Source organism: Mesorhizobium sp. M0923 (assembly GCF_040319365.1).
In the GTDB taxonomy this organism is placed as follows: domain Bacteria; phylum Pseudomonadota; class Alphaproteobacteria; order Rhizobiales; family Rhizobiaceae; genus Mesorhizobium.
The window spans coordinates 468,719-495,067 of record NZ_JAMYNW010000001.1 but is presented as its reverse complement, the minus strand read 5'-3'; the positions used below and the strand labels follow the sequence as shown (position 1 = coordinate 495,067).

Here is a 26,349-nt window from a genome sequence, read left to right as displayed (position 1 = left end):
CGTTTGTCAGCCGCTTGCGACCATCATTGCCGAGATCTCGGCTTCCGCCGCCTTGGTGCCATCGACGAGGGCCTCGCAGGCGAATTTGAGAAGATTGCCGCGTTTCTTGATTTTCTTCACATGAATTTTCAATTGGTCGCCTGGAACGACCGGCTTGCGGAACTTGGCGTTGTCGATGGTCAGGAAATAAACCAGCGACGGCTTTTCCGTACCGAGGCTGCGGATGCAGATGGCGCCGGCCGTCTGCGCCATCGCCTCGATGATGAGCACGCCGGGCATGACCGGCTGGTCGGGGAAATGACCTTGGAAATGCGGCTCGTTTATGGTGACGTTCTTGATGCCGATGGCGGATTCGTCGCCATCTATGTCGACAATGCGGTCGATCATCAAGAACGGATAGCGGTGCGGCAGGAGCTTCATCAGCCGCATTATGTCAACCGCTTCGAGCGTCGCCGCTGCGATCTCAGCCATTTCCCCCCTCACCCTGTTTGCGCGTCCGTGCAAGTCTGCGCAAGGCCGCTATCTCGCGCATGGCTTCCGCCATCGGCTGCGCCGGATATCCTCCCCAAATCTCACCTGCAGGCACATTGCTCATAAACCCGCTTCTTGCGGCAAGCTTGGCCCCGGACCCGATGGTCAAATGATCCGCAAGGCCGACGCCGCCACCCATGGTGACGTTGTCGCCTACCGTCACGGAACCGGAAATACCCGAAAGCCCGGCTATAATGCAATTGCGGCCGATGCGAACGTTGTGGGCGATCTGCACCAGATTGTCGATCTTGGTGCCCTGGCCGATGATCGTGTCGGACATGGCGCCGCGATCGACGGTCGTATTCGAGCCGATCTCGACGTCGTCCTGAATGATGACGCGGCCGATCTGCGGAACCCGCTCCGGACCCTTGGCGCCGGCAACGAAACCGAAGCCATCCTGGCCGATCCTGGCACCGCCATGGATGATGACGCGATTGCCGATCAACGCATATTGCACGCTTGCACCTGGACCGACATAGCCGTCGCGGCCGATCTGAGAGGAAGGACCGATAACCGCATGCGGGGCAATGACGGTTCCGCTGCCGATGGCAGCGCGCGGCCCGATGACCGCGCCTGCTTCGATGATCGCACCGGCCTCGACATGGGCGGTCGGATCGACATGGGCGTGCGGCGAGATACCGGTTTCGCCGGTCATCGGTCCAGGCGTTGCAGCCGCCGGGAAAAGCAGGCGCCCGACCATTGCGAAAGCCTGCTGCGGGCGCGGATGCACCAGCACCGCAATGCCCGCCGGCGCCTTGCCGGCAAATTCGGCGGGGCAGAGAACCGCTGCCGCCCGCAGTGACTGCATCAGCGCGAAATTGCGCCTCCCATCGACGAAGACAAGCGCGTTCTCGCCGCCTTCGTTGGCGGGCGCCAGAGCCTCGATCGATACATCGGAGAGACCGGAATCGACAAGCGTCGAGCCGGTCAGATTCGCGACTTCGCCGGCCGTATACCGGCGTGAGGGCGCGAAGAACACCGGATCGGTCATTCCAGAAGCAATATCCAGCTAGCGCATGACCCCGGAAATCGGAAGTCGATCCTCGGAAAGGATCATGCGCAAAAACAAAGTGCTACAACATCCTTTGCGTGTCCAATAGGACGCGCTGCGCTGTAGTGTCGGGTCACCGCCCATCCGGATCCAAACGAGCCGGAAGCATCGTTACCCGCACATCAGAAGCGGGTCGATATACCGAAGTTGAATTCCTGCACGTCGTCGGTCTTTTCCTTCTTGACCGGGATCGCATAGTCGATGCGGATCGGACCGAAGGGCGATGCCCACATCAGGCCGACACCGACAGAAGCGCGCCATTCCATTCCGGTTGTCGACTGATCGACGAGGCCACTTGCAATCTTGCTGCCGTAGAGCGTTGCCGCATCGGCAAACACTGCCCCGCGGAGGCCGAAGCTTTCCGGGATAACCGGCAGCGGGAACTGGGCTTCGGCCGAGGCGTTGAAATAAGTGGTTCCGCCGAGATGGTCGTTGCGGTTGTCCAAGGCAACCGGACCGATGCCACCATATTCGAAGCCGCGGATCATACGGTCGCTGCTCTGGAAATGGTCGAAGACACGTAGATCGCCGCCGCCATATCCCTGGACATGGCCGGCGCCGCCGGAAATGAGGCCTACCAGATCCAATTGTTCGGACAACGTCTGATAGATGCTGCCGCGCGCCGTGACCTTGATGAACTTGGCGTCGCCGCCGACGCCGGCCACTTCGGTGTTGACATTGGCATAAAGCCCGTCATGCGGGTTCTTCATGTCGTCGATGGTGTTGTAGATCAGGCCGAGGCTGACCGACGACTTGAGCCATGGGCTCTCGTTAACTCCGTTTTGGATCGCCTGGGAGACGTTGCAACCGGCCATTGGGTCGCAGTCTTCGTCGAACTCGTACTTCTCTTGCGCGATATTGTACGCGAGCTGCGTCGTGATGTTGTCGGTGATCGGCAGACCGAAACGCACTGTCGCGCCCGTCGTATCGCTGTCGTAATGGTCGTAGTTTCGGCTCTGCTTGTAGATGTCGAAGCCGGCCGCGATGCGCCGCCCAAGGAAATAAGGTTCGGTGAAAGAGAAGCTGTAGTCGCGCGAGTTCTTGCCGCCGCCCGCCGCCACCTTGATGAATTGGCCGCGACCGAGGAAATTGCGCTCACTGATAGAACCTTCGACGGACGGACCTGACGTTTCGCCACCAGTCGAATAGCCGGCACCGATCGAGAATTCACCGGTCGACTTCTCGACTACGTCGACCACCAACACGACCTGGTCCGGCTCAGAGCCAGGAACGGTGGAAATCTCGACTTTCTCAAAATAATCGAGCGCTTCCAGCCGCCTCTTCGCGCGCTGGATGAGAACCTGGTTGAACGCATCGCCTTCGCTGACATCGAATTCGCGGCGAATGACGTAGTCGCGCGTTCGATCGTTTCCGCGGATCTCGATGCGCTCGATATAGGCCTTGGTGCCCTGGTCGATTGTATACACAACCGAGATCGTGTGGTTTTCGAAGTTGCGATCGCCGCGCGGCGTCACCTGGGCGAAGGCATAGCCCGAACCGGCGACTTTCTCGGTCAGCGCGATGATCGTGTCCTCAACGTCCTTGGCGTTATAGACATCGCCCTTGTGGGTCTGGACTACCGATTCAAGCGACTTGCTGTCGACCTCGGGGATTGTGCTTTCGACACTGACATCGCCGAACGTATAACGCTCGCCCTCCTGCACCGTGATGGTGACGGTGTATTTGTTGGTGGTGTCGTCGAGTTCGCCGACAGCCGAGACGACCTGGAAGTCGGCATAGCCGTGATTGTAATAGAAGCGGCGCAACAGCTCTTGGTCGGCCCGCAGCTTGTCCTCGTCATAGACGTCGTCGCGCAGCACGAAGGAAAGGAAGGACGAGCGCTTGGTGGAGATGATGTCCGACAGACGGCGGCTCGAATAGGCGCTGTTGCCGACGAAATTGATCGCTGCGATCTGGGTGCGGCCGCCTTCGTTGATGTTGAAGACCACGTTCACGCGGTTGTCGCCGAGATCCATGATCTGGGTGGTCACGGCGGCGTCGTCGCGGCCGATACGCCTGTAAGCGGCCTTGACCGCCTCAACGTCGGTGTCGAGTTGCTGTTGCGAGAAGGTGCTGCGCGGCTTCAATTGCACCGCAGCTTCAAGCGCGTTGTCCTTGAGCTTCTTGTTGCCCTGGAACAGCACCTGGTTGACGACCTGGTATTCGGAAACCTTGATGACCAGCGTCGATCCGACTTGGTTGATCTGCACGTCCGAAAACAGCCCGGTGCCGAACAGCGCCTTGACCGCATCGTCGATGTCGGAGCTGGAAAACGCCTTGCCCGGCTTGATCGTCACGTAATTGCGGATGGTGTCCGCGTCGACACGCTGATTGCCGGTGACTTCGACTCTGGAGACGACAGCCGCCTCGGCGGCCGATGTGGCAACGAACTGCACTGCGAGCGCGCCTGGTACGACCAGAGCGGCGGACATAGCCACCGCGGACGCGGCGCTCAGAAACTTGGATGCTGCCTTCATCGGGCTTTTGTACCTTTTCTCGAAGTCCCCACGGCGAGAAAACCGGACGTGCGGTAATTTCCCCTACCGTATTAACCGGATTTTCCCTACACGCAAGGCTTCTGGTTAATTTGTATTTACTTAACCCTGTGGCGTGGCTTTCGCGTCACGCATATCCCCACGCATGGTAAACGGCGTCTCAACATTGCTCGTGCCGAAGCCAAATTCCTTCATGATTTCAGCACCCAAACAGATCGTTCCAGAAAACAAAGCCCATGAAGCCGAGCACCAATATGAGGCCGCTTCGGTAAGCCATTTCCATCATCCGTTCGGACACCGGCCGCCGGATGACAGCCTCCACGCCGTAGAACAGAAGATGCCCTCCGTCGAGGGGGGGAATCGGCAAAAGGTTGAGAATCCCGATCCCGACTGACAGGAATGCAACAAGCTGTACGAGCCATTCAAAGCCGAGCTTTGCCGCCTGACCCGACATCTTGGCGATCTTGATAGGGCCGCCCAGCTGGCACTTGTCCTCGCGACCGACAACGAAACGTTGCAGGAACTGGCCGGTGCGCTGAATGACGTGTCCGGTTTCCTGGACCGCTGCCCCGACCGCCCCGGCCGGACTGTAGGTGATCAGCCGTGGCTGGCCGAGTTCCTTGTTGTTGACGACGCCGATCACGGCCACCTGGACCTTGTTGCCCAGTGCGTCCTGTTGTTCCATCAAGCGCGGCGTCGCCGTGACGGTGATTTCCTTGCCGCCGCGTAGCATGACGAAGGTGATGCTGTCGCCGGCACGGCCGGAGACCAGACGCTGGACGTCGGCAAAGGTCTCGACCTTGCTGCCGTCGACGCTGACGAATCGGTCGCCGGGCATGATGCCGGCCGCCGCCGCCGGACTGCCGACGGTAACCTCAGCCACCATCGGCTCCAGCACGGGACGGCCATGGACAGAAAAAAGCACGGAAAAGACAGCGATCGTCAGCAGGAAGTTGAACAGCGGCCCCGCCACCACTGTCGCCGCGCGCTTCCAGATCGGCTGCGTGTGGAAGGCGACCTTGCGTTCTTCGTCGCTCAGCGCCTCGATCTCCTCCGAGCTGGGCTGGCTCGACGTCGCGTTCATGTCGCCGACGAACTTGACGTAGCCGCCGAGCGGTATGGCGCAAAGCTTCCAGCGCGTGCCGCGGCTGTCGTTGAAGCCGATGATTTCAGGACCAAAACCGATCGAAAAGGCCTTTGCGCCGATACCGCACCAGCGGCCGACGAGGTAGTGGCCCATTTCGTGGACGAAAACGACCACGGTCAGCACGAACAGGAAAGGCACCAGCGTGCCGAGGACAAAGCCCTCTGTGCTGAAAACCGCGTGAAGAATCTCGTTCAATTCATGCCCTCAAATTCATCCACGGCGCAGGTCACGCTGCGACTGTGACATCAATCCAGGCGAATCCATGGCGCAACCCGCGCCAGCCCGCCGTCGGATGCCGCTCAAACCGGGAACAGTCCCTGTGCGGGATGGTCGGCGGTCGCGGAAATCCAGCCGATGACGTATAGGGCGAAAGCCGCCGCGACAAGCCCGTCGACCCGGTCCATGATGCCGCCATGGCCGGGTATTAGCGCGCCGGAGTCCTTACGGCCGTGGCGTCGCTTGATCCATGATTCGAACAGGTCGCCGGCTTGCGCGACGATCGAAAGCACCAGTGCGATCACGCCAAGCACGACAAGGTTGCCCGTTCCGGCTACGGCGGCCAGAAGCAGCCCGGCCACCACGCCGCCGATCGCCCCGCCGAGCGCCCCGCTCCGCGTCTTGCCCGGCGAGATCGACGGCGCCAGCCTTGGACCACCGACGGAGCGGCCGACGAAATATGCAAAAATATCGGTCGCCCAAACCACGGCGAACAGAAAGAGGATGGCCAGCAGCCCGGAACGGTCGCCGTCGCGCAAGAAGGCCAGCGACAGGCCGGAAACCGCCGCATAGGCAAGGCCGGATGCTTCCCACGGTCCTGCCTTGCGCATCGACGCCGCGATGGCAGCGACAGCAACCAGAGCCGCGACGAGCGGCAGCAGCAAAGACGCAGGCAGGCCGGCGATGAGGGCACCGATAAAGACCACGATCAGCGCTTCGGGCAGAAAGCCAAGACCTGTCGCAGCATTAACACCTGTCGGGGCAGCTGGACGGCTCATCCGCGTCCACTCGTAGAAGATCACCGCCGCCATGGCAGCGCAAAGCAACCGGAAGGGCAGTCCGCCAAGCCAGGTCAGGCCGAGCGTGACGATGGCAAGCACGACGGCCGAAATGACGCGGAGCTGAAGGTTGCTCATCCCTCAGCCCGAGGCGACGTCTTGGGCGGCAAGTCCGCCGAAGCGGCGCTCGCGGCCGGCGAAATCGCGCAGTGCATCGGACAGGTGCTCGCGACTGAAGTCGGGCCAGTAGCAAGGCAGGAAAACAAGTTCGCTGTAGGCGGCCTGCCATAACAGGAAATTCGACAGCCGAAGCTCGCCGCTGGTGCGGATGACCAGTTCCGGATCCGGGATGCCCTCTGTGTCGAGCGAGTTGGCGAAGGACTCTGCCGTGATCGCTTCGCTGTCGATCTCGCCACGCGCCACCGCCGCGGCGAGTTTGCGCGCTGTGCGGACGATCTCGTCGCGCCCGCCATAATTGAAGGCGATGACCAGCGTCAGCGCCTCGTTGCGGAGAGTGAGCGTTTCGGCTTCCTCGAGCAGGCCTCTTATGTCGGGCTGCAGCCCTGCCCGGTCACCGATGACCCTGATTCGGACGCCGCTCTGGTGCAACTCGGCGAGATCGCGTCGGATGAAAAGCTTCAGCAGGCCCATGAGGTCGCTGACTTCGGATTTCGGCCGTGACCAGTTTTCCGACGAGAAAGCGTAAACGGTCAGGAAGGAGATGCCGAGGTTAGGGGCGGCGCGCACCGTCTTGCGCAGCGCTTCGACGCCGGCGCGGTGACCGGCGAGCCGCGGCAAGCCGCGCGCCTTGGCCCAGCGTCCGTTTCCGTCCATGATGATCGCGACATGCGCGGGCGTTGCCATGTTCTCGCTTCCGGGCCAGCCGTGGCCAGACCCTAGACCTGCATGATTTCCGCTTCCTTGTCGGAAAGCAGGTGGTCGATGGTGCTGATTGTCTCGTCGGTTAGTTTCTGAACCTGGTCGGCCCGTTTGCGGTGGTCGTCCTCGCTGATGTCGCCGTCCTTTTCCGCCTTTTTCAGAAAGTCCATGCCGTCCCGGCGAACGTGACGCACAGCGACGCGGGCATTCTCGGCATAGCCGTGCGAGATCTTGACCAGCTCCTTGCGGCGCTGCTCGTTGAGTTCAGGCAACGGGATCCTGAGATTGGTGCCGTCTACGATAGGATTGAAGCCGAGATTGGATTCACGGATGGCGCGGTCGACGGCACTGACCATCGACTTGTCCCAGACCGAAACCGAGATCATGCGCGGCTCCGGCACCGACACGGTTGCCACCTGGTTGATCGGCATGGCGGTGCCGTAGGCCTGCACCTGGATGGCGTCGAGCAGGCTGCTCGACGCGCGGCCGGTGCGCAGCGAAGCCAGATCATGCTTGAACGCGGCGATCGCCCCGTCCATGCGCCGTTTGAGATCGTCGTATTCGCCACTCATCATCGTCTCCTCGACCCGTTTAGCCCGGGTTCACTGCCTTGAGGGTAAACCCTGTTCGAGCCTCAATCCGCGAACTGGTCCCTCTTTCGGGTTCACGGTCCGGATTAATCGTCGGCGACAACCGTGCAACGGCCGCCGCCACGCAGGATATCACCGAAACCACCCTTCTCGTGGATCGAATAGACGATTATCGGAATGTTGTTTTCGCGCGCAAGTGCAATCGCCGCGGTATCCATGATCGAAAGCCCGCGTTTTATGACGTCGCTATGGCTGATGCGCTCGAAGCGTGTCGCGTTCGGGTCCTTCTTGGGATCAGCCGAATAGACGCCATCGACCTGAGTGCCCTTGAACAAAGCATCGGCGCCGATCTCGGCGGCGCGAAGGGCTGCAGCCGAATCGGTAGTGAAAAACGGGTTGCCGGTGCCACCGGCGAAGATGACGACCTTGCCCTGGTTCATGTAGGCGGTTGCCTGACGCTGCGAAAAACTTTCGCACAGCTCGGGCATGGCGATCGCCGACAACACCACGGCGTCGACGCCGATCTTGTTGAGCGAGGTGCGTAGCGCCAGCGAATTGATGACCGTGGCAAGCATGCCCATATGGTCGCCGGTGACGCGGTCTCCGCCTTTTGATGCAACCGCGACGCCGCGAAAGATGTTGCCGCCGCCGATGACGACACCGACCTCGATGCCCAGTGCGCGGGCCTCGGCAATGTCGGCGGCGATGCGGTCGACCACCGATACGTCGATGCCGAAATGCTGTTCGCCCATCAACGCTTCGCCCGACGCTTTCAGCAAGACACGTCGGTAGAGGGGCTTCACCGTCATCTGGTCCTCGTCATCATGCGTGTGACGCGCTTCGGTGGCGCCCCGAAACACTGGGCGTTCCGATACACGAAGGGCGCCGCTATGTCACGCGGCGCCCGAGCCGGAAAGTTGAGATCGTGGACTGGGATAGCCGTCAGCTCACGCCGGCAAAAGTGCCTTGCATGAGCAGATCCGGCAGATAGCTTGCCGGCTTGTCGCCAACCGCCTGCCCACCGGTCAAGCCGCCTTGTATTTCAGGGCCGAAGAACGAATACGGAAAGGGCGTGACCGGCCGGCTCACCGCATCGAGCCGTGCCCGAAGGTCTTCGGGAATGTCGAAATCAAGCGCGCCGAGATTGTCCTTGAGCTGGTCAAGCCTGGTGGAGCCGACGATGACGGACGCAATGCCTGGCCTGTTTGCCGCCCAGTTCAGGGCGACCTGGGCCATGCTGCGGCCGAGCTGGCCGGCAACCCTCTCCAGTTCGGCGACGATTTGCCAGTTGCGGTCGGTGAATTTCTGGAAACCGGGATTGGTCGAACCACGCATTGTCTCCAGCCGGCCACCATCCTTGACGATTGTATCGAAACGGTATTTTCCGCTGAGCAGGCCGCTGGCCAACGGACTCCAGACCATGATTCCAGCGCCATAGCGCGTGCCGAACGGCACGAACTCGTGCTCGATGTTGCGCTCGGCCAGCGAATATTCGAGCTGAAGCGCCGAAACCGGTTCATAGCCGCGATGCTCGGCGATCGCCTGCGCCCGGCTTGCGTACCAGGCCGGCACGTCGGACAGACCGACATACCGGATCTTTCCGGCGCGCACCAGATCGTCCAGCGTCCGCATCACCTCCTCCGGTGGCGTCAGCCTGTCCCAGGTATGGAGGATGTAGAGGTCGATGTAATCGGTGCCGAGCCGCTTCAGCGAACCGTCTACCGCCCGCAGGATGTTCTTACGGCCGTTGCCGCCGGCATTTGGATTACCCGGTTCGGCGTTGTAGGTGAATTTGGTACTGATCACCGCCTTGTCGCGCAGCCCACGCTCGGCGATGAATTCGCCGAGCCAGGTTTCGGCCGTGCCACCGGTATAGAGATCGGCGGTATCGAAGAAATTGCCACCGGCTTCGACATAGGCATCAACCAAGGCGCGCGCCGTTTCCTTCTCCGCGCCCCAGCCCCATTCCGTGCCGAACGTCATGGTGCCGAGCGCCAGACGAGTGACACGCAGCCCGCTGTTGCCGAGCGTGTAGTAGGACATGGTCATGGATTTTCTCCTGAAATTTGAAAACGGGATTGAGGTCCTTGCCTGGGATATGCAGTCAGGCCTTGGCCAGCGCATCGACCACCACCTGGAACCGACGCGGATCGAAATAGTCGTGGTAGGCGCTGATCAGACCGCTCTCGAAGCGGAAGATCGCGATATTGCTGTTGGTGTATTCAGAGCCGCCAATCAGCATCGCGCGGTTCTTGTACTCAACGACGATCGCGTCCGAATCCGCTGCCGGATAGACGGCTGTCAGCTGGGAGTCGAAGGATTCGAAATTGCCGAAGAGGCCTCGGAAGGCCGCCAGGATCGCGGCCTTACCATCGATGCTGCTTCCAAATCCTGCCGGCGGGTAGAAGACAAGGATTCGGCCATCTTCAGCCCAAAGGTTGCCCCATGCCTCAATGTCCTTGCGGTGCATCAGGTCAAAGAATTTACGCACTGTCTCGAGATTACGGGTTCGTTCGGACTTGAGGTCGGTCATTGGACGTCTCCTTGGCTGCTCGGCGATTGCCGTGTGATGCAGCCAAAGATGCGTTCTTCTTCCCTATCCGATAAGATTGCATTATCCGAATGGACTATGCGATACCATGCATGAATGGATCGCGATCTGCTTAGCCACCTACCTATAATCGTTGCCGTCGCGCGGCGTGGCGGCTTCGCCTCGGCGGCCGCCGAGCTCGGCATGAGCCCGTCAGCGGTCAGCCATGCGGTGCGGCTGGTGGAGGAGCGAATCGGCCAGCCGTTGTTTGCCCGCACCACACGCAGCGTCTCGCTGACCGAGGCTGGCACCGCCCTCGTCGCTGCGGCGGAGCCGGCGCTGGAAGACATTGCCGACCGGATCGAACGCATCCGCTCTGTCAAAGGCCGGGCAAGCGGACTGCTCAGGATCAACGCGCCGCGTTTGGCGCTGCCTCTGGCGCTGATGCCCATCCTGACGGCGATGGCGGAACGTTACCCTGACGTGACGGTGGAGATCGTCACCGACGAACGTCTGAGCGATATCGTCGGCGAGGGTTTCGACGCCGGCATCCGGCTGGGCGAGATGATCGCCGAGGATATGGTGACGGTGCGGCTGACTCAGCCGTTCCGGACGACCATTGTCGCCTCTCCGGCCTATATCGGCCGCCACGGAAAGCCGCGAACAATTGCTGATCTCTCCACCCGCAACTGCATCGGCTATCGGCTGTTGCGATCACGTGCGCTCTACCGTTGGGATCTGTCAGACCAGGGCAAGGATATCGGCGTCGAGACGCGCGGCAGCGTCGTCGTCAGCGAACCGCTGTCGGCAAAAGACATGGCCCTTGCCGGCATCGGCCTCGCATATCTGTTCGAGCCGCTTGTCAAGCCCGACATCGAGGCAGGCCGGCTGGTCGAAGTCCTTGGCGAGGCATCGATCGAGGAACCGGGACTGTTCCTCTATTTCCCGCGCCGCGCCGCGATGGCCCCGAAGCTCCGCGCCTTTATCGACACCGCGCAAGAAATCGGCCGGGCATCCTCGCGGACACCCGGCCGAAAAAGCCTTTCAAACGAATAGTTTACTTCTTGACCGCTGCCGCGACTTCCGCCGCGAAATCGGTCTCTTCCTTCTCGATGCCCTCACCGAGCGCGAAGCGCAGATAGGCGGCGATTTTGGCCGGCGCGCCGATCTCGCTTTCGGCATCCTTCAGCGCCTTCTCGACGGTGATGTCGGGATTGAGCACGAAAGCCTGCTTGAGCAGCACGACCTCTTCGTAGAACTTGCGCAAACGGCCCTCGACCATCTTCTCGATGATCGCTTCCGGCTTGCCGGACTGGCGCGCCTGGTCGGCGAAGATCGCCTTCTCGCGCTCGACCGCGGCCGGATCGAGCTCTTCGGTGGTCAAGGCCATCGGGTTGGTGGCGGCGACATGCATGGCGACTTGGCGGGCAAAGGCGTTGGCGGCCTGCGCGTTGCCTGTCGTCTCGATGGCGACCAGCACGCCGAGCTTGCCAAGGCCGTCGGCAACCGCATTGTGGACGTAGGTTGCGACAGCGCCGTGCTCGACGGTGAGCTTGGCCGAGCGGCGGAAGCCCAGATTCTCGCCGATGGTGCCGACTGCGTCCTTGATGGTCTCGGTGACCGACTTGCCCGAGCCCGGATAGGGAGCAGCGGCAACGGCCTCGGTCTTGCCGCCATAGGCAAGCGCGACCTTCGCGACATTGGCGACGATCTCCTGGAACGCAGCATTGCGCGCAACGAAATCCGTCTCGGAATTGACCTCGACGATCGCTGCCTCGCGGACGCCGGAATCGACGCCGATCAGGCCTTCGGCAGCAGTACGGCCAGCCTTCTTGTCGGCCTTGGAAATGCCCTTCTTGCGCAGCCAGTCGATGGCTTCTTCCATGTTGCCGTTGGTCTCGTTCAACGCCGCCTTGCAGTCCATCATGCCCGCGCCGGTCAAGTCGCGGAGTTCTTTGACCTGTGCAGCCGAAATGCTCATTGTCGCCTCTTTGTCTAAATGCACCGACGCACCATCGAGTTTCGATGATGCGCCTGGTGCCGGTAGCGCTTACCGCGCCAACATATTGGAAAGATGAAGGCCGCAGCCGGCCTTCGCTATTATGCTTCCGGGGTCTGGGTTGCCGGGCTCTCGGCGGCCGGGGTCGGTTCGAGCGCCGGCTCGACCGGAGCCTCGACCGATGCGCCGATGTCGACGCCGAGTGCGCCCTGCTGGCGGGCGATGCCGTCGATCGCAGCCTTGGCAATCAGATCGCAATAGAGCTGGATGGCGCGGGCCGCATCGTCATTCCCGGGGATCGGGAAGTCGATCTTGTCCGGGTCGCAGTTGGAATCGATGATGGCAACGACCGGGATGCCGAGACGCTTGGCCTCGAGGATGGCGATCGCTTCCTTGTTGGTATCGATCACGAACATCAAATCGGGCGTCGAACCCATATCCTTGATGCCGCCCAGCGCCTTGTCGAGCTTCTCACGCTCGCGGTCGAGGTTGAGGCGCTCCTTCTTGGTCAGGCCCTGAGCCTCGCCGGCCAGCATCTCGTCGAGCTTGCGCAGGCGCTGGATGGAATTCGAGATCGTCTTCCAGTTGGTCAGCATGCCGCCGAGCCAGCGCGAGTTAACATAGTACTGAGCCGAGCGCTGCGCGGCATCGGCGACGATGTCGGAGGCCTGGCGCTTGGTGCCGACGAACAGCACGCGGCCGCCCTTGGCAACAGTGTCGGAAACCTGCTTCAGCGCCTGGTGCAGCAAAGGCACCGTCTGCGAGAGGTCGATGATGTGGATGTTGTTGCGGGCGCCGTAGATATAGGGCGCCATTTTCGGATTCCAGCGGTGGGTCTGGTGGCCGAAGTGAATGCCAGCTTCCAATAGCTGGCGCATGCTGAAATCAGGCAGAGCCATTCTTATTTCCTTTCCGGTTAGCCTCCACGGACACAGGCATTTTTTGGACTTGGTCCTCGAACGCCACCGGAGGTTTCCGCCGGATTTCTCCCGGGCAGACACCAAAGTCCGTGTGTGGAATGTGCGCGCATATAGAGGGGATGCGCGACAAACGCAAGCGCTGTGGCGTCTTGCGGCTCAGCGTGCGGCGATCAGCGCACCGGTGCCTATCATGGCGCCGCCGGCAAACCTGTTCATCAGCCGCATGCGCCTTGGCGTCTTGAACCAGCTCGAAGCCCGCCCGGAGAGCGCTGCGTAGAAGCCCATGGTGACGATGTTGACGCAGATCACGACCGCAACCACGAGCAGCCCATCGGCGAAGGTCATCGTATTGAGGTCAAGAATCAGCGGCATGATAGAGGCGTGGAACAGGATCGCCTTGGGATTGCCCAATGCGATGGAGATACCGAGGAAAAACGATCGAGACAGTCTTGCCTGGGTTGCGTGCTGTCCATGCGATCGCGCGGAGGCCGATCGCCACATCCGGATGCCGAGAAACACCAGATAGGCAGCACCCGCATACTTCAGGATTAAAAAAACCCATTCGAAGGCCTGTACCAGCGCCACGAGACCGAGCAGTGCCAAGGTGACCAGCACCGCGTCGCCTGCGGCGATGCCGAGTCCAGCCAGGAAAGCGCGAACGAAGCCAAGCGAGACGCCATTGGCGATAACCGTGAACATCGCCGGACCAGGCGTGGCGGCAAATGTGATCGCGGCGCAGTAAGCCAAAAATGCCGTCAATGTCATCGTCGCATCTTCCCCCTCGGCACGCGCACACGCCGGAAAACAGCGACGATCTCCTCGCGGCTGCACTCGATGGCGCCGAGCCGCACCGCGCGGTCGCGCTCGAACCCGGTTATGTCATAATGCGGCGCCGATGTCTTCGGCGGCCCTTGGTAGGACGAGCGCTTGATGCCGAGCTGCGCGGCGAAGCGATGCAACTCGTCGGTGTCGTCTGCCAGCAGATGACACCAGCGGTGGCCGACCCATTTCCAGATCGCCGCATCGACATAGACCGCCATGAGGCTTGCCGCACTCCTTCATCTTGCGCCGACCAACACGCCGCTAACGATGATAGAAGGGATTAGCATAGAATATGAAGCCGCCGCCGGCCTGGAGTTGCGCTATGGTGCTGGTGATGGTCCCCTGCATGCGGTCGTGCAGTTCGACGAGTGCCGCCTCGACGGAGCCTTCATAGGCGTGCAAGCCTAACGGGTCCGGCACCCGAATATGGGCGCGGCGTGGGCCTGCCGGCTGCGGCACGAAACGATCGATCGTATCGCGCAGTGTACCCTTGCAATAATCGTTGCGGATCCGCTTCAAGTGTTCGGCGATCTCCTCCTGCGTGATGCGCGGATTGGCTGAAGCCCACGGCCCGACACGCCGCAAGCGCTGGATCGTATCCGCCAGCGTTCGGACCTGCTTCCGGCTTCCGGTATCATCCGTGTTTTCTCGCAGCCAGCGGCGCGACCGGCGCAAAAGCTCGGCACTGTCGAGCGTGCCGGCGCCGACCGAGACAAGTTCAGCAAGGCGACGGCCGAGTTCCGCGAGCAGGTCCTTCTGACGTGTGTCATACGAAACCCGCTCATCGGACCGCAGGCCATATGCAGCCTCATCGCGCGACAGCAACGTCGCATAGATATGATGGACACGCTCCGGCAGCGAATCGGCGGCATGGCGTTCGATCTTCAGGCTGCGCTCGACGTAGGCGCACTCCTTTGCCAGCGCTGCCTCGACATTCCCCGTGAAAGCGAGCTTCCAGATCACGGGCGCGATCCAAACTTTGAAATCCGGATCCGTCAGGCGGCCGCGCTTCAGCGCTTCGAGCCCCATCTCGACCGCGCCCGGCAGCAGCGGGGCAACGATGTTGGCATGCCAGCCGACGCCGCCTTCGGGATGCAGGAGAACGCCGTGCCCTTCCAGCGCCCAGGCCACCGAATGTTCCTTGGCGGCCTCGCTATTGCCCGGGATTTGGGCGATTAGATTGTTGGCCAGCCAGAATTTCTGCATCAGCCGGCCAAGCCCGTTGACGACGCCGTGCGTGGCCCAGGATGCCGCCAGCGGGCTTACCCGCGAGACGACCTCCTTGTCGATCATCCAGTCGGTAAAGAACTCCGGATGGTTGGGCGTGATGAACGTCGCCTTGCCCGCGCCGCAACAAGCCTTCAACCTTTGCCGGTCGTCCTCCGGAAAATCGATGTGGCGGACATTGGCGACGCCGCGCAGACCGGCCAGACGGTTGAACGGCAACAGGTCGCGAAGCCCCGGAATGCCGTGCAGCATGACAATGCGGTTGACGAATGTCATGGCCTTGATCAGCGTCGCATTGGGCCGCGGCGCCACAAAAACGTCGATCCTGCTCAACCTGCTCCCCCCGCGGCGCTTACCGTCGTAAGACGTTGATATGCAATTGCGGCATGCTCAAGTCGGTGCAACATGCCCGCAAGATCAAGCGCCACTATCGCGGAGAGCAGCCGGCAGCAGCTTGCCGTCGGTTCGAGCCTATTTCGACGGGCAGGTCTTTGGCTGATCGAACAGCGACAGATTGACCAGCTTGCCGGTCATCGAGAACTCGCCATAGTCCATTACGAGACCGCGCGTGATGCCGTTCTCGTGCAGCTTGAAGCTGATCCGGTATTCCGGCACTTCCTCGCCGCCTTTGTCGGTATCGTCGAAATAGGCGATGTCAACCGGCCAGTATTTGTCGCTGGCGAGCTTGGCCAGCGCCGGCACTTCCGGATCAGTCTTGTCGGCATTGGCTTGCTTGCCGACGACGACGGTGGTGGTCATCACCTTGTTGGCATCCTCCGAGCCGTCGAACAGGTTGGTTTCGTAAAAACGCTCGCCCTTTTCCGCCTTGCCGATCATTTCAACCATTTGCTGGGTCGGGAACTGGGTCGCGGCGAGTTCCAGGCTGTTCTTCTCGGGCTTGTCGATTTCGACCTTGAGACCATTGGCCTCCTTCGTTGCCGTCCCCTTGACCTCCTTGTCGAGGTTCTGGTCGACAAAGGACTTGTTGACGAAGGAGAAGGTCTTGCCTTCGGCATCCTCGAAGGTGGTCATCTGCTGGTCGGTCAGCCTAGTATTGTCGTTGGTGACGATCTGGGTGACCAGGCGGAACTTTACCGTGTAGCCCTCGCAAGGCGAGCCATTGAACTCGTAGACCATACGGCCCGATATGCCGGTGATCCCCGAGCGATCCGACGCCTTGTCCAGGGTGATATCATAGACGGCACGGTGCGCCTGCAGCGCCGGCACCGCAAAAGCGGGAGCCGCCCAGGAAGCCGCTGTCAGAAGAACGGCGTTGAATGCGAGGCGCGTTGCGCGCATGGGGTGCTCCGATCATCGCGGCTAATGGCAGGCCGCATGGAAAGATGGTCCAGCTTAAAAAAAGTCGTGGCGGAAGCGAGGCAAAAATAGCAATTTCGGCCCGGCCTGCGCGGCACCTTCAAGCAATAGGGAAATAGCATGAGCGAAACAATCGAAAAGCGGCTAAGCGATCTCGGCGTGACGCTGCCGGCTGCCGCTGCGCCCGCCGCCAACTACGTTCCCTATTGCAGGACCGGCAATCTGCTGTTCACCGCCGGGCAGTTGCCGCTCAAGGAGGGCAAGCTCCAGGCGAGCGGGCTGCTTGGCCGCGATGTCGACACCGCGACCGGAAAGGAAGCCGCAAAATACTGTGCGATCAACATATTGGCGCAGGCCCAGGCGGCACTTGGCGATCTCGACAAGATCCGCCGCCTGGTGAAGATCACCGTCTTCGTCGCCTCGGCATCGGATTTTGTCGAACAGCATCTGGTCGCCAACGGCGCCTCGGATTTTCTCGTCGCCGTGCTCGGCGACCGCGGCAAGCACGCCCGCTCCGCCGTCGGCACCCCCTCCCTGCCGCTTAATGCCGCAGTGGAAATCGAAGCGATCTTCGAAGTCGAATGACCGGGACTGCGACCATGACCGACCTTTCCTGGCTGACTGCCCGGCCCGTCGCCCATCGCGGCCTCCACGACATGAACAAGGCGCGCTGGGAGAACACTCTTTCCGCCTTCGCCGCGGCAGCCGAGCGCGGCTATGCGATCGAGTGCGACGTGCACCTGTCATCCGACGGCGTCCCCGTCATCATCCACGATGGCGATCTGCGGCGGCTGACCGGCGAGGACGGCTTCGTCTGGCAGCGTACGGCTGCTGAGATCACGGCGCTGAAGGTCGGCGGCACCGCCGACCATTTGCCGACGCTGCAGCAGGCGCTTAATCTGGTCGACGGGCGTGTGCCGATGGTTGTCGAGCTGAAAGGCGCTGCCGGACACGACGAAGGCCTGGTCGAAGGCGTCGGCAAGATGCTCAAGCGCTATAAGGGCAAGACCGCGATCATGTCGTTCGACCATTGGCTGATCCGCGAGTTCCCGAAACATGCACCCGGCATACCCGGCGGGTTGACCGCCTACGGCAACGACAACCATCTGATCGAGGCGCATTTCGCCATGCTGGCGCATGACATCGCCTTTATCTCCTACGCCGCCGGCGACCTGCCGAACCGGTTCGTGTCGTTCGTACGTGAAAGGCTCGGCATGCCGGTGATCACCTGGACAGTGCATGACCAACCTGCCGTCGACCTGACCTTCAAATATGCCGACCAGATGACGTTCGAAGGATTCGAGCCCGATCTTGTGCGGCTTGCTTGAACGGGCTTGTATGGGTTCGCAGCGAGCTTAAGTAAGCCACATGGATCAAGGGGACGACTGCGACAGACAAACGGCGAATGCGGAGCTGTCGATCCGCATCGCCGCGGGCATCGGCGCCTTCACCAGCGCGGAATGGGACAGCCTTGGTGGCACTACGCGGGGCGAGGCAGAAAACGCCTACAACCCGCTTGTTTCATTCGCTTTTTTGAGCGCGCTAGAAGATTCCGGCTGCGCCGTTCGACGCACCGGCTGGCAGGGTCATCATCTCAGGCTGGAAACCGCGCAAGGCAAGCTGCTCGGTGCGGTCCCCTGCTATCTGAAGTCGCACAGCCAGGGCGAATATGTCTTCGACCATGGCTGGTCGGACGCATTCGAACGCGCCGGCGGGCGCTACTATCCGAAGCTGCAATGCGCGGTGCCGTTCACACCCGTCACCGGCCCTCGCCTGCTGGTCGGCAAGCGCGAGGACAGCCCCACCGTCAAGGCCGGCCTTGCGGCCGGCCTAAAGGCGGTGACGGATAAGCTCGGCGTGTCTTCCGCGCATGTCACCTTCGCGCCGGAGGATGATGTCCAGATCTTGGCGGCAGCCGGCTTCCTGCATCGCACCGACCAGCAGTTTCACTTCTTCAACGAAGGCTTTTCGAGCTACGACGATTTTCTCTCGACGTTGGCCTCGCGCAAGCGCAAGGCGATGAAAAAGGAGCGGCGTGAGGCGCTCGCCGACGGCATCTCGATCGACTGGCTGACCGGCAAGGATCTGACCGAAAAAGCCTGGGACGACTTTTACGCGTTCTACATGGATACCGGCAGCAGGAAATGGGGCCGGCCCTACCTCGACCGCGATTTCTTCTCCTTGATCGGCGAGCGCATGGCCGACGACATCCTGCTGGTGATGGCCAAACGCAACGGGCGCTACATAGCCGGCGCCATCAACTTCATCGGTTCAGACGCGCTCTACGGCCGCAATTGGGGCTGCATCGAGGACCACCCGTTCCTGCATTTCGAGGTCTGCTACCATCAGGCGATCGATTTCGTCATCTCGCGAAAGCTGAAGGTGGTTGAAGCCGGTGCGCAGGGCGAGCACAAGCTGGCGCGCGGCTACCGGCCGGTGACGATGCATTCGGCGCACTACATCGCCCATCCAGGTCTGCGCAATGCAGTGGCCGACTACCTCCAGCGCGAGCGGCGCGAAGTCGAGCGGATGAGCGAATATCTGGAAGAGCACACCCCGTTCCGCAAGGACATGGCGGAGTAGCAAAACCCGCCCGATCGCTCAACCACGTTCGAGCCTGCATGGCCGATGTCGACCGATCGTCTTGCCCGCCCGCAACAGCTTCGCTACACGAGACCGCGAGCCAAGAACCGGAGCGTGCGCCATGGCCGAAGCAACCTACGACAGCAGCAACATTTTCGCAAAAATCCTGCGCGGAGAAATCCCTTCGCACCGCGTCTACGAGGATGATGCGGTCATCGTCTTCATGGATGTGATGCCGCAAGGACCGGGTCACACGCTGGTCGTGCCGAAAGCGCCGTCGCGCAACCTGCTCGACGCGGATCCGGCGGTGCTTGGCCCCCTCTTCGCTCACGTGCAGAAAGTTGCGCGGGCAGTAAAGAAGGCCTTCGATGCCGATGGCGTCACGGTCATGCAGTTCAACGAACCAGCTTCGGGCCAGACCGTCTACCACCTCCATGTCCATGTCATTCCGCGCTTCGAAGGCATCCCCTTGAAGCCGCACAGCGGACAGATGGAACAGCCTGAAGTCCTGGCTGAGAACGCCGGCAAGATACGGACGGCGCTGGCAAACTGAATCGGGGCGAAGCCGCTCGGCCGACACTCGACCACAAGCTTCATGAAAAAAGCCCCGTTGCCGGGGCTTTTTTACTTGCAGGATTGTCAGTTCTTACGCGGCAGTTGCGGCACTAGGCTGCGCTTGCCGCCATCCTTGCCCTTCGGCTCCGACTTCTGCGCCACCGCCTTTTTCCCGGCGGGCTTTTTCGCCACCGCCTTCTTGGCTTTCGGCACGTCGTCCGGCTCTTCCTTCTTCGGCTTCACCGGCGCCTCGTCGGCGAGCGATTCGAGCTTCAGGCCGGTCTCGCCGGTTTCCTTCTTCTCGACGGTGACACGCACCGTGCCGCCCTTCTTGAGCTTGCCGAACAGCACCTCGTCGGCCAGCGGCTTCTTGATGTGCTCCTGAATGACACGGCCAAGCGGCCGCGCACCCATGCGCTCGTCATAGCCCTTGTCGGCCAGCCAGGCGATTGCATCCTGCGACAGGTCGAAGGTCACGCCGCGTTCGGAAAGCTGCGCTTCCAGCTGCATGACGAACTTCTGCACCACCTGATGGATGACCGGCACCGGCAGCGAGCCGAACGGAATGATCGCATCGAGACGGTTGCGGAACTCCGGCGTGAACAGCCGGTTGATCGCTTCGACATCGTCGCCTTCGCGTTTGGTCGAACCGAAACCGATCGCCGCGCGCTGCGCGTCGGATGCGCCCGCATTGGTGGTCATGATCAGGATGACATTGCGGAAGTCGATCTGCTTACCGTTATGGTCGGTCAGCTTGCCGTGATCCATGACCTGCAACAGGATGTTGAACAGGTCCGGATGCGCCTTTTCGACTTCGTCCAGCAACAGCACGCAATGCGGATGCTGGTCGACGCCGTCGGTCAGAAGGCCGCCCTGGTCGAAGCCGACATAGCCGGGAGGCGCGCCGATCAGCCGCGAAACGGTGTGGCGTTCCATATATTCCGACATGTCGAAGCGGATCAGCTCCACGCCGAGCGAGGCGGCGAGCTGCTTGGCCACTTCCGTCTTGCCGACACCGGTCGGACCGGAGAACAGGTACGAGCCGATCGGCTTTTCCGGTTCCCGCAGGCCGGCCCGCGCCAGCTTGATGGCCGAAGTCAGCGCGGTGATCGCGGTGTCCTGGCCATAGACGACGCGCTTCAACTCGATGTCGAGACCTTGCAGCACCTTCTCGTCGTCGGCGGAAACCGTCTTCGGCGGGATGCGCGCCATCGTGGCGATCGTCGCTTCGATCTCCTTGATGCCGATGGTCTTCTTGCGCTTGGCTTCGGGCACCAGCATCTGCGAGGCGCCGGTCTCGTCGATCACGTCGATCGCCTTGTCCGGCAGCTTGCGGTCGTTGATGTAACGCGCCGAGAGCTCGACCGAAGCCTTGATCGCTTCACTCGTGTAGCGAACCTTGTGGAACTCCTCGAAATAGGGCTTCAGTCCCTTCATGATCTCGATGGCGTCCTCGACGGTCGGCTCGTTGACGTCGATCTTCTGGAATCGCCGCACCAGCGCGCGGTCCTTCTCGAAGAACTGCCGGAACTCCTTGTAGGTGGTCGAGCCGATGCAGCGGATCGCGCCGGACGACAGCGCCGGCTTCAACAGGTTCGACGCATCCATGGCGCCACCAGAGGTGGCTCCTGCCCCGATCACGGTGTGGATCTCATCGATGAACAGCACGGCGCCGGGATAGTCCTCGAGCTCCTTGACGACCTGCTTCAGCCGCTCCTCGAAATCGCCGCGATAACGGGTGCCGGCCAGCAGCGTGCCCATGTCGAGCGCGAAGATGGTGGCATTGTGCAGCACTTCGGGAACTTCGCCCTCGACGATGCGCTTGGCGAGGCCTTCGGCGATCGCCGTCTTGCCGACGCCGGGATCGCCGACATAGAGCGGGTTGTTCTTGGACCGGCGGCACAGCACCTGGATAGTCCGGTTGATCTCGCTCTCGCGACCGATCAGCGGATCGATCTTGCCAGCCTTGGCCTTGTTGTTCAGGTTGACGCAATAGGCAGTCAGCGCGTCCTGCTGCTGCTTCTTCTTGCCGCCTTCTTCTTGCGGCTCAGCTCCGCCCTGGCTGCCTTGCTCGTCGTCGGCGCCGCGCGGCGTCCGCGTCTCGGAAGCGCCTGGGCGCTTGGCAATGCCATGCGAGATGTAGTTGACCGCGTCGTAGCGGGTCATCTGCTGTTCCTGCAGGAAATAAGCGGCGTGGCTCTCGCGCTCGGCGAAGATGGCGACGAGCACGTTGGCGCCGGACACCTCCTCGCGGCCTGACGACTGCACATGGATCACCGCGCGCTGGATGACGCGCTGAAAACCGGCCGTCGGCTTGGAATCTTCATCGTAGCCGGTGACGAGATTGTCGAGCTCGGTGTCGATATAGGTGAGAACCGTATGCTTCAACTCGTCGAGATCGACGTTGCAGGCACGCATGACTGCGGCCGCCTCGGTGTCGTCGATCAGGGCGAGCAGCAAATGTTCAAGGGTTGCATATTCATGGTGCCGCTCATTGGCGAGCGTCAGCGCTTGGTGAAGCGCCTTTTCCAGGCCTTGGGAGAAAGCCGGCATGTTACCTCACTTCTTCTCCATCACGCATTGCAGCGGATGCTGATTCTGTCGGGCGAAATCCATGACCTGAGACACTTTGGTCTCGGCCACCTCGAATGTATAGACCCCGCACTCGCCCACCCCATGATTGTGAACATGAAGCATTATGCGTGTGGCGGCTTCGCGATCCTTCTGGAAAAAACGCTCCAGCACGTGAACCACGAACTCCATGGGTGTGTAGTCGTCGTTAAGGATGAGGACCCGATACAGACTGGGCTTCTTGGTCTTGGTTTTTGTGCGCGTGATGACGGCCGTGCCGCGACCGGCCTCATTGCCGTTGCTGCCGTTCTGCATTCGCACCACGTAGCTCGTGGCAGTCAAACCTGTAGTCACGTAGTCCTGCCTCTTTCGAATCCTCATGCATGCTCGACATGTAGGTGCTCGATGGACGATTTTAAGCCCTTCTGTTTAGCTGACAATATGGCTAGGTGGCCAAACTTGACCGATTTTTCAAATCGTGAAGACCGCAAGGACCCCGATTTCGAGCTGGCATGAAAAAACCCGGCCGCGCGTTCGCGACCGGGTCTGTCTTTTGAGGCCCAAGGGCCGGCTTGGAACGTTCGTCGAATTTACTTCGCCTTGGCGACAATCGATTCGAACGGCTTGTAGGCTTCCTTGGCGAGTTCGGCATAGAGATCGCCAAGCTTGGTGGCCTCGGTGACGAAGCTCTCATAGGACTGCTTGGCGTAGTCGGACTGGATTTCGATCGCCTTATCCAGCGACTTGGCGGAGAAGAGCTTCTCGACAACGGCGCTGCCGGCCTCAAAACTTTTCTTGGTGTACTCGCCCGCCTCGGTGGCGATGGCCTGCGCACCCTTGGACAGCGATGCAAAGCTCTTCAATCCGGTGTCGGCAAATTCCTTGCCGTATTTGCTGAAATCTTCATAGGTCTGGGTCATTTCACGCATTCCCTTGAACGGTTGCCTTTGGACGATGGACGCGCCTTGTCCGGGCCGCGTTGTGCAATGCGTGTAAATATATTGTGCAGTGCACAAAAAGTCAAGATTTCCGCGGCAATGCGCATCGTGAGCCGCCGGCAATCGCTAAGATTCGAATAAAGAGAGGCTCAATCCCGCAGAAAAGGGTGAACGCGGCGGTTACCATAAACGGATTGGTAACGCTGCCCGCGTTAGCGTGGCCCGAGGTGAGGCAGGACCCTTTGCCGCCTCCAAGGCAACGGAAATTCAAAGGAACTATCAGTGCGTAAGGCGTTGTCGGGCTTCGTTTCCAAATCCGCGTCCCCCCTCAAAACGATCATGATTCTCGCTATGGCGATGAGCTTCGTCGTCGCGGACGCGGCTTCATCCATGGCGGCCAAGTCGGCGGCCATCGTCATCGATGCCAAGTCCGGCAAGGTGCTTTATTCGTCGGATGCCGATGGCCGGCGCTATCCGGCCTCGCTTACCAAGATGATGACGCTCTATCTGACGTTCGAGGCATTGGCGAAGGGCAGGATCAGCAGGAATTCTCCGGTCGTGTTCTCGGCCAATGCCGCTGCCGAACCGCCAACAAAGCTCGGCGTCAAGCGGGGCGGCTCGGTCACGGTCGAGACCGCCATCCTGTCGATGGTGACCAAATCGGCAAACGATTCCGCAACTGCGCTTGGCGAGATGCTCGGCGGCAATGAGGCCAATTTCGCCCGCATGATGACCGCCAAGGCGCGGGCGCTGGGCATGCGGGGAACCGTTTTCCGCAACGCCAACGGCTTGCCTGATCCCGGGCAGTTCACGACGGCGCGCGACATGGCGCTGCTCGGTATCGCCCTGAGAGAGCATTTTCCACAATATTACGGCTATTTCTCGCAGCGCTCCTTTCTTTACGGGCGACAGCGCATCAACGGCCATAACCGTCTGCTCGGACGCATCAAGGGCGTCGACGGCATCAAGACCGGTTATACCCGCGCCTCCGGCTATAACCTGGTCTCCTCGGTATCGGATGGCGACCGGCGCATCGTAGCGGTGGTCATGGGCGGCAGGTCCGGCGGCAGCCGCGACAGCCAGATGGCCGGGTTGATCAATGCCTACATGCCGAAGGCGTCGTCGCGCGGCGGCGGCATGCTGATTGCCAAAGCCGGTGGCGGCAATCCGATTTCAGCCCTGGCCAAGGTGCTTCTGCCGAAGCATGACGCGCCGACGCCGGATAGTAAGCCGGACGACGATGCCGTTGCCTCCCTCGTCGAGGAAAATGCTCCCGTCGTTGAAGAAACCACTCCGGTCGTTCAGACCAGAAAGGTCAAGACGGCGGCCGTGGCGACAGCGGACGATGTGGCGACGGCCCGGGTCGCCGCAGCCTATGCCGAACCGGCTGCAGAGGTCGATCCGGTCAGCACGGCGTCGGTGCCATCCGGCTGGGCAATACAGGTCGCCTCTTCGCCAAAGCAATCCGAAGCAAAGGCTTTCCTCGACAAGGCGACGAAGCAGGTGCCCTCCGTTCTGGCCGATGCCTCCGGTTTCACCGTCGCCTTCGACAAGGACGGCGTCACTTATTACCGCGCCCGGTTCGGTGGTTTTGGTTCGAAGACCGCCGCCTGGAAGGCTTGTAACGCTTTGAAAAAGAAGAAGATCGAGTGCTACGCCGTCCAGCAGTAAGGGCGCGAAACGATATCTTTCCCGAAAGTTCTGCGTCGAAGGAGACTAGTTGTGATTGGAGAGCAAGACGTCCTTGGCTTCGTTGATCCGCGCCGCCAGGAAAGACGTGCCACCGATATCGGGGTGCAGGCGCTGCATCAGGCGGCGGTGCGCCTTGCGGACATCCGCCGCGGCAGCCCCCGCTTCAAGACCAAGGATCTTGTAGGCCTCCTCCTTAGTCATGGCGCCCGAACCTGGCGCAACACCCAGCCCTTCGCCACCATTCGCATCAGCGTCTTTGCGCCAGATGGGAAATCTGCCGTCAAGATACGTCTCTAGCAGCTGGCGGCTCTCCGGATCGCCGGAGAGCTCGCGATAAAGTTGCTGCAATTCGGCAAGCCCCATCGAGCCAAGCATCTTGCCTTCATGGCGCCCAGCCAGCACGAGGCCTTCGAGGCCGCCGGTGTCGTGATCGAGTTCCATCTCAAGCGCCGCGGTACGCACCGTCGAACGCTTGCCCGGTGCCAGTTTTGCGGCCGGCTGATTCATGCGCATGGAGCCATACCAGGCGAGCGCGGCCGACAGGATCAAGCCGCCGAGGCCCTCGCGCCCGACCAGCAGCACGGCAACGCCGACCAGCCCGAGCAGCACGGGTCCAAGGGTCCTCATGCCGCCTGCAAGCTTCCCCGGATCGGCGCGCAGGAAGATGGTGAGCATGCCGAGAAGCACCAGAAGCAATGCTACAAAAGCGATAATCGCGCCCATCAGTTTCCGCCGCCCCGTAGATGCTCGATCATCAGCCGGTCCTCCGGCCTGCCCCGGTCCTCCAGTGCTTTCAGACCGCCGGTCGCAAACACGGCGACGGACGAAAGCAGGCCGGCCAAGGTCGCGGCAGCCCGCCGATCAAACCGGAACCAGGCCCCTTTGGACAGCCGTGCAATTTCCTTGAACGCCTTTTCTGCACCGGCATCATGGCCTTCCTGAAAAACGAAGACAGGAACGCCGTGCAGACCTAGGCTACCGGCCTTTTCGGCCAGATCATCTATGTTTTCTTCCATCGCATCGCCGATATAGACCAGCGCGTTGACCTTGGCCGCCGCCGTCTGTTTCAGCGCATGGGCGAGCACCTTGCCGATCTGGGTGTGGCCGCTACGGCAGTCGATGCGCGTCATCAGCTGCTTCAGAGCTTCGGTATCGGTGACGAATGCGGAGGAACGGCACTCGCCAAGCCCGCGGAAATAGACCAGTTGAACCTTGAGCACCCCAGCCTTGCCGACGGCGTCGAACATCTCGGCCTGCAGCGCACAGGCGAGATCCCAGGTCGGCTGGCGGCTCATCGTAGCGTCGAGGGACAGGATCAGCCTGCCTGAACCGGTGGCGGATGCAGCGAGCGTCCTTGCCTGACGGAGAAAGGCGTCGATCTCGCCGGTGCTCGATTGGGACTCGACCGGCGCAGGATTGGCCTTTGCAGGCACGGGCTGCTTCTTGTCGCTCATGACATTCAAGATGTGGCGTTGTTCCCCAGCTTGCAAGCCCAGATCAGGCGACC

The 26,349-nt window shown here is 61.4% G+C and carries 27 protein-coding genes; 6 read left to right on the top strand and 21 right to left on the bottom strand.

Going from position 1 to position 26,349, the window contains the following annotated elements; all coding sequences use genetic code 11:
- Positions 1–6: 6 nt before the first annotated feature.
- The 10 genes from fabZ to NKH89_RS02340 all read right to left on the bottom strand — a co-directional run bounded on the left by fabZ (position 7) and on the right by NKH89_RS02340 (position 10,221).
- Entirely contained in the window at positions 7–471 is a 465-nt protein-coding gene (gene fabZ / locus NKH89_RS02385) for a 3-hydroxyacyl-ACP dehydratase FabZ (protein ID WP_023717722.1), read from the bottom strand.
- Positions 464–1,522 (bottom strand): UDP-3-O-(3-hydroxymyristoyl)glucosamine N-acyltransferase, encoded by a 1,059-nt coding sequence (gene lpxD, locus NKH89_RS02380; protein WP_352482670.1) that lies wholly within the window; start codon positions 1,520–1,522, stop codon positions 464–466. The genes fabZ and lpxD overlap by 8 nt, the downstream gene beginning before the upstream one ends.
- A gap of 182 nt (positions 1,523–1,704) precedes the next feature.
- Positions 1,705–4,059 (bottom strand): outer membrane protein assembly factor BamA, encoded by a 2,355-nt coding sequence (gene bamA / locus NKH89_RS02375; RefSeq protein ID WP_352482671.1) that lies wholly within the window; start codon positions 4,057–4,059, stop codon positions 1,705–1,707.
- Positions 4,060–4,276: 217 nt separating this feature from the next.
- Positions 4,277–5,419, bottom strand: a complete 1,143-nt coding sequence (rseP, locus tag NKH89_RS02370; protein ID WP_352482672.1) for an RIP metalloprotease RseP — start codon at positions 5,417–5,419, stop codon at positions 4,277–4,279.
- A gap of 104 nt (positions 5,420–5,523) precedes the next feature.
- Positions 5,524–6,357, bottom strand: coding sequence for a phosphatidate cytidylyltransferase (locus NKH89_RS02365; RefSeq protein WP_352908367.1), 834 nt, complete (start codon positions 6,355–6,357; stop codon positions 5,524–5,526).
- A gap of 3 nt (positions 6,358–6,360) precedes the next feature.
- Positions 6,361–7,083, bottom strand: coding sequence for an isoprenyl transferase (locus NKH89_RS02360; protein WP_023717727.1), 723 nt, complete (start codon positions 7,081–7,083; stop codon positions 6,361–6,363).
- Positions 7,084–7,115: 32 nt separating this feature from the next.
- On the bottom strand, positions 7,116–7,670 hold the full coding sequence (gene frr, locus NKH89_RS02355) for a ribosome recycling factor (RefSeq protein WP_084642476.1): 555 nt from the start codon (positions 7,668–7,670) through the stop codon (positions 7,116–7,118).
- A 104-nt stretch (positions 7,671–7,774) separates the two neighbouring features.
- The gene (gene pyrH, locus NKH89_RS02350; RefSeq protein WP_023717729.1) at positions 7,775–8,497 is read right to left on the bottom strand and encodes a UMP kinase; all 723 of its coding nucleotides are present in this window, start codon (positions 8,495–8,497) and stop codon (positions 7,775–7,777) included.
- 133 nt (positions 8,498–8,630) lie between these two features.
- On the bottom strand, positions 8,631–9,737 hold the full coding sequence (locus NKH89_RS02345) for an aldo/keto reductase (protein WP_352482296.1): 1,107 nt from the start codon (positions 9,735–9,737) through the stop codon (positions 8,631–8,633).
- 55 nt (positions 9,738–9,792) lie between these two features.
- Positions 9,793–10,221 (bottom strand): nuclear transport factor 2 family protein, encoded by a 429-nt coding sequence (locus NKH89_RS02340; protein WP_352482295.1) that lies wholly within the window; start codon positions 10,219–10,221, stop codon positions 9,793–9,795.
- Between the two features lie 114 nt (positions 10,222–10,335).
- Here NKH89_RS02340 and NKH89_RS02335 point away from each other — a divergent pair, with 114 nt between their 5' ends.
- The gene (locus tag NKH89_RS02335; protein ID WP_023717732.1) at positions 10,336–11,274 is read left to right on the top strand and encodes a LysR family transcriptional regulator; all 939 of its coding nucleotides are present in this window, start codon (positions 10,336–10,338) and stop codon (positions 11,272–11,274) included.
- Position 11,275: 1 nt separating this feature from the next.
- Here the strand turns inward: NKH89_RS02335 and tsf are convergent, their stop codons facing one another.
- The 6 genes from tsf to NKH89_RS02305 form a co-directional block, all read right to left on the bottom strand.
- Positions 11,276–12,199, bottom strand: a complete 924-nt coding sequence (tsf, locus tag NKH89_RS02330; protein ID WP_023717733.1) for a translation elongation factor Ts — start codon at positions 12,197–12,199, stop codon at positions 11,276–11,278.
- 119 nt (positions 12,200–12,318) lie between these two features.
- Positions 12,319–13,116, bottom strand: coding sequence for a 30S ribosomal protein S2 (gene rpsB, locus NKH89_RS02325; RefSeq protein WP_023717734.1), 798 nt, complete (start codon positions 13,114–13,116; stop codon positions 12,319–12,321).
- A 177-nt stretch (positions 13,117–13,293) separates the two neighbouring features.
- A complete protein-coding gene (locus NKH89_RS02320; RefSeq protein WP_352609130.1) occupies positions 13,294–13,902 on the bottom strand; it encodes a LysE family translocator in 609 nt (202 codons plus the stop codon).
- On the bottom strand, positions 13,899–14,177 hold the full coding sequence (locus NKH89_RS02315; protein WP_023717736.1) for a DUF4031 domain-containing protein: 279 nt from the start codon (positions 14,175–14,177) through the stop codon (positions 13,899–13,901). The genes NKH89_RS02320 and NKH89_RS02315 overlap by 4 nt, the downstream gene beginning before the upstream one ends.
- Positions 14,178–14,220: 43 nt before the next feature.
- Entirely contained in the window at positions 14,221–15,519 is a 1,299-nt protein-coding gene (locus tag NKH89_RS02310) for a lysophospholipid acyltransferase family protein (protein ID WP_352908366.1), read from the bottom strand.
- Positions 15,520–15,657: 138 nt separating this feature from the next.
- Positions 15,658–16,485 (bottom strand): cell envelope integrity EipB family protein, encoded by an 828-nt coding sequence (locus NKH89_RS02305; protein ID WP_023717738.1) that lies wholly within the window; start codon positions 16,483–16,485, stop codon positions 15,658–15,660.
- Positions 16,486–16,623: 138 nt separating this feature from the next.
- Between NKH89_RS02305 and NKH89_RS02300 the strand changes: the two genes are divergently transcribed.
- The 4 genes from NKH89_RS02300 to NKH89_RS02285 all read left to right on the top strand — a co-directional run bounded on the left by NKH89_RS02300 (position 16,624) and on the right by NKH89_RS02285 (position 19,639).
- Positions 16,624–17,088: a RidA family protein gene (locus tag NKH89_RS02300; RefSeq protein ID WP_352908365.1), complete on the top strand. Its 465-nt coding sequence runs from the start codon at positions 16,624–16,626 to the stop codon at positions 17,086–17,088.
- Positions 17,089–17,102: 14 nt separating this feature from the next.
- Positions 17,103–17,831: a glycerophosphodiester phosphodiesterase gene (locus NKH89_RS02295; RefSeq protein WP_023717740.1), complete on the top strand. Its 729-nt coding sequence runs from the start codon at positions 17,103–17,105 to the stop codon at positions 17,829–17,831.
- Between the two features lie 40 nt (positions 17,832–17,871).
- Positions 17,872–19,086, top strand: a complete 1,215-nt coding sequence (locus NKH89_RS02290) for a GNAT family N-acetyltransferase (protein WP_352908364.1) — start codon at positions 17,872–17,874, stop codon at positions 19,084–19,086.
- Positions 19,087–19,207: 121 nt separating this feature from the next.
- A complete protein-coding gene (locus tag NKH89_RS02285; protein ID WP_352482287.1) occupies positions 19,208–19,639 on the top strand; it encodes an HIT family protein in 432 nt (143 codons plus the stop codon).
- Positions 19,640–19,725: 86 nt separating this feature from the next.
- Here the strand turns inward: NKH89_RS02285 and clpA are convergent, their stop codons facing one another.
- From clpA to NKH89_RS02270, 3 genes are all read right to left on the bottom strand, one after another.
- On the bottom strand, positions 19,726–22,194 hold the full coding sequence (clpA, locus tag NKH89_RS02280) for an ATP-dependent Clp protease ATP-binding subunit ClpA (protein WP_352494597.1): 2,469 nt from the start codon (positions 22,192–22,194) through the stop codon (positions 19,726–19,728).
- A 6-nt stretch (positions 22,195–22,200) separates the two neighbouring features.
- Entirely contained in the window at positions 22,201–22,527 is a 327-nt protein-coding gene (gene clpS / locus NKH89_RS02275) for an ATP-dependent Clp protease adapter ClpS (RefSeq protein WP_023717744.1), read from the bottom strand.
- Between the two features lie 275 nt (positions 22,528–22,802).
- The gene (locus NKH89_RS02270; protein WP_023717745.1) at positions 22,803–23,132 is read right to left on the bottom strand and encodes a phasin family protein; all 330 of its coding nucleotides are present in this window, start codon (positions 23,130–23,132) and stop codon (positions 22,803–22,805) included.
- Positions 23,133–23,432: 300 nt separating this feature from the next.
- Here NKH89_RS02270 and NKH89_RS02265 point away from each other — a divergent pair, with 300 nt between their 5' ends.
- Positions 23,433–24,821, top strand: a complete 1,389-nt coding sequence (locus NKH89_RS02265) for an SPOR domain-containing protein (protein WP_352494596.1) — start codon at positions 23,433–23,435, stop codon at positions 24,819–24,821.
- Between the two features lie 45 nt (positions 24,822–24,866).
- On the opposite strand, the gene NKH89_RS02260 is transcribed toward NKH89_RS02265, so the two are convergent.
- The gene (locus tag NKH89_RS02260; protein ID WP_023717747.1) at positions 24,867–25,565 is read right to left on the bottom strand and encodes a DnaJ domain-containing protein; all 699 of its coding nucleotides are present in this window, start codon (positions 25,563–25,565) and stop codon (positions 24,867–24,869) included.
- Positions 25,565–26,296, bottom strand: a complete 732-nt coding sequence (locus NKH89_RS02255) for a vWA domain-containing protein (RefSeq protein ID WP_352482282.1) — start codon at positions 26,294–26,296, stop codon at positions 25,565–25,567. Before NKH89_RS02255 ends, NKH89_RS02260 begins: the two co-directional genes overlap by 1 nt.
- Positions 26,297–26,349: the final 53 nt, after the last annotated feature.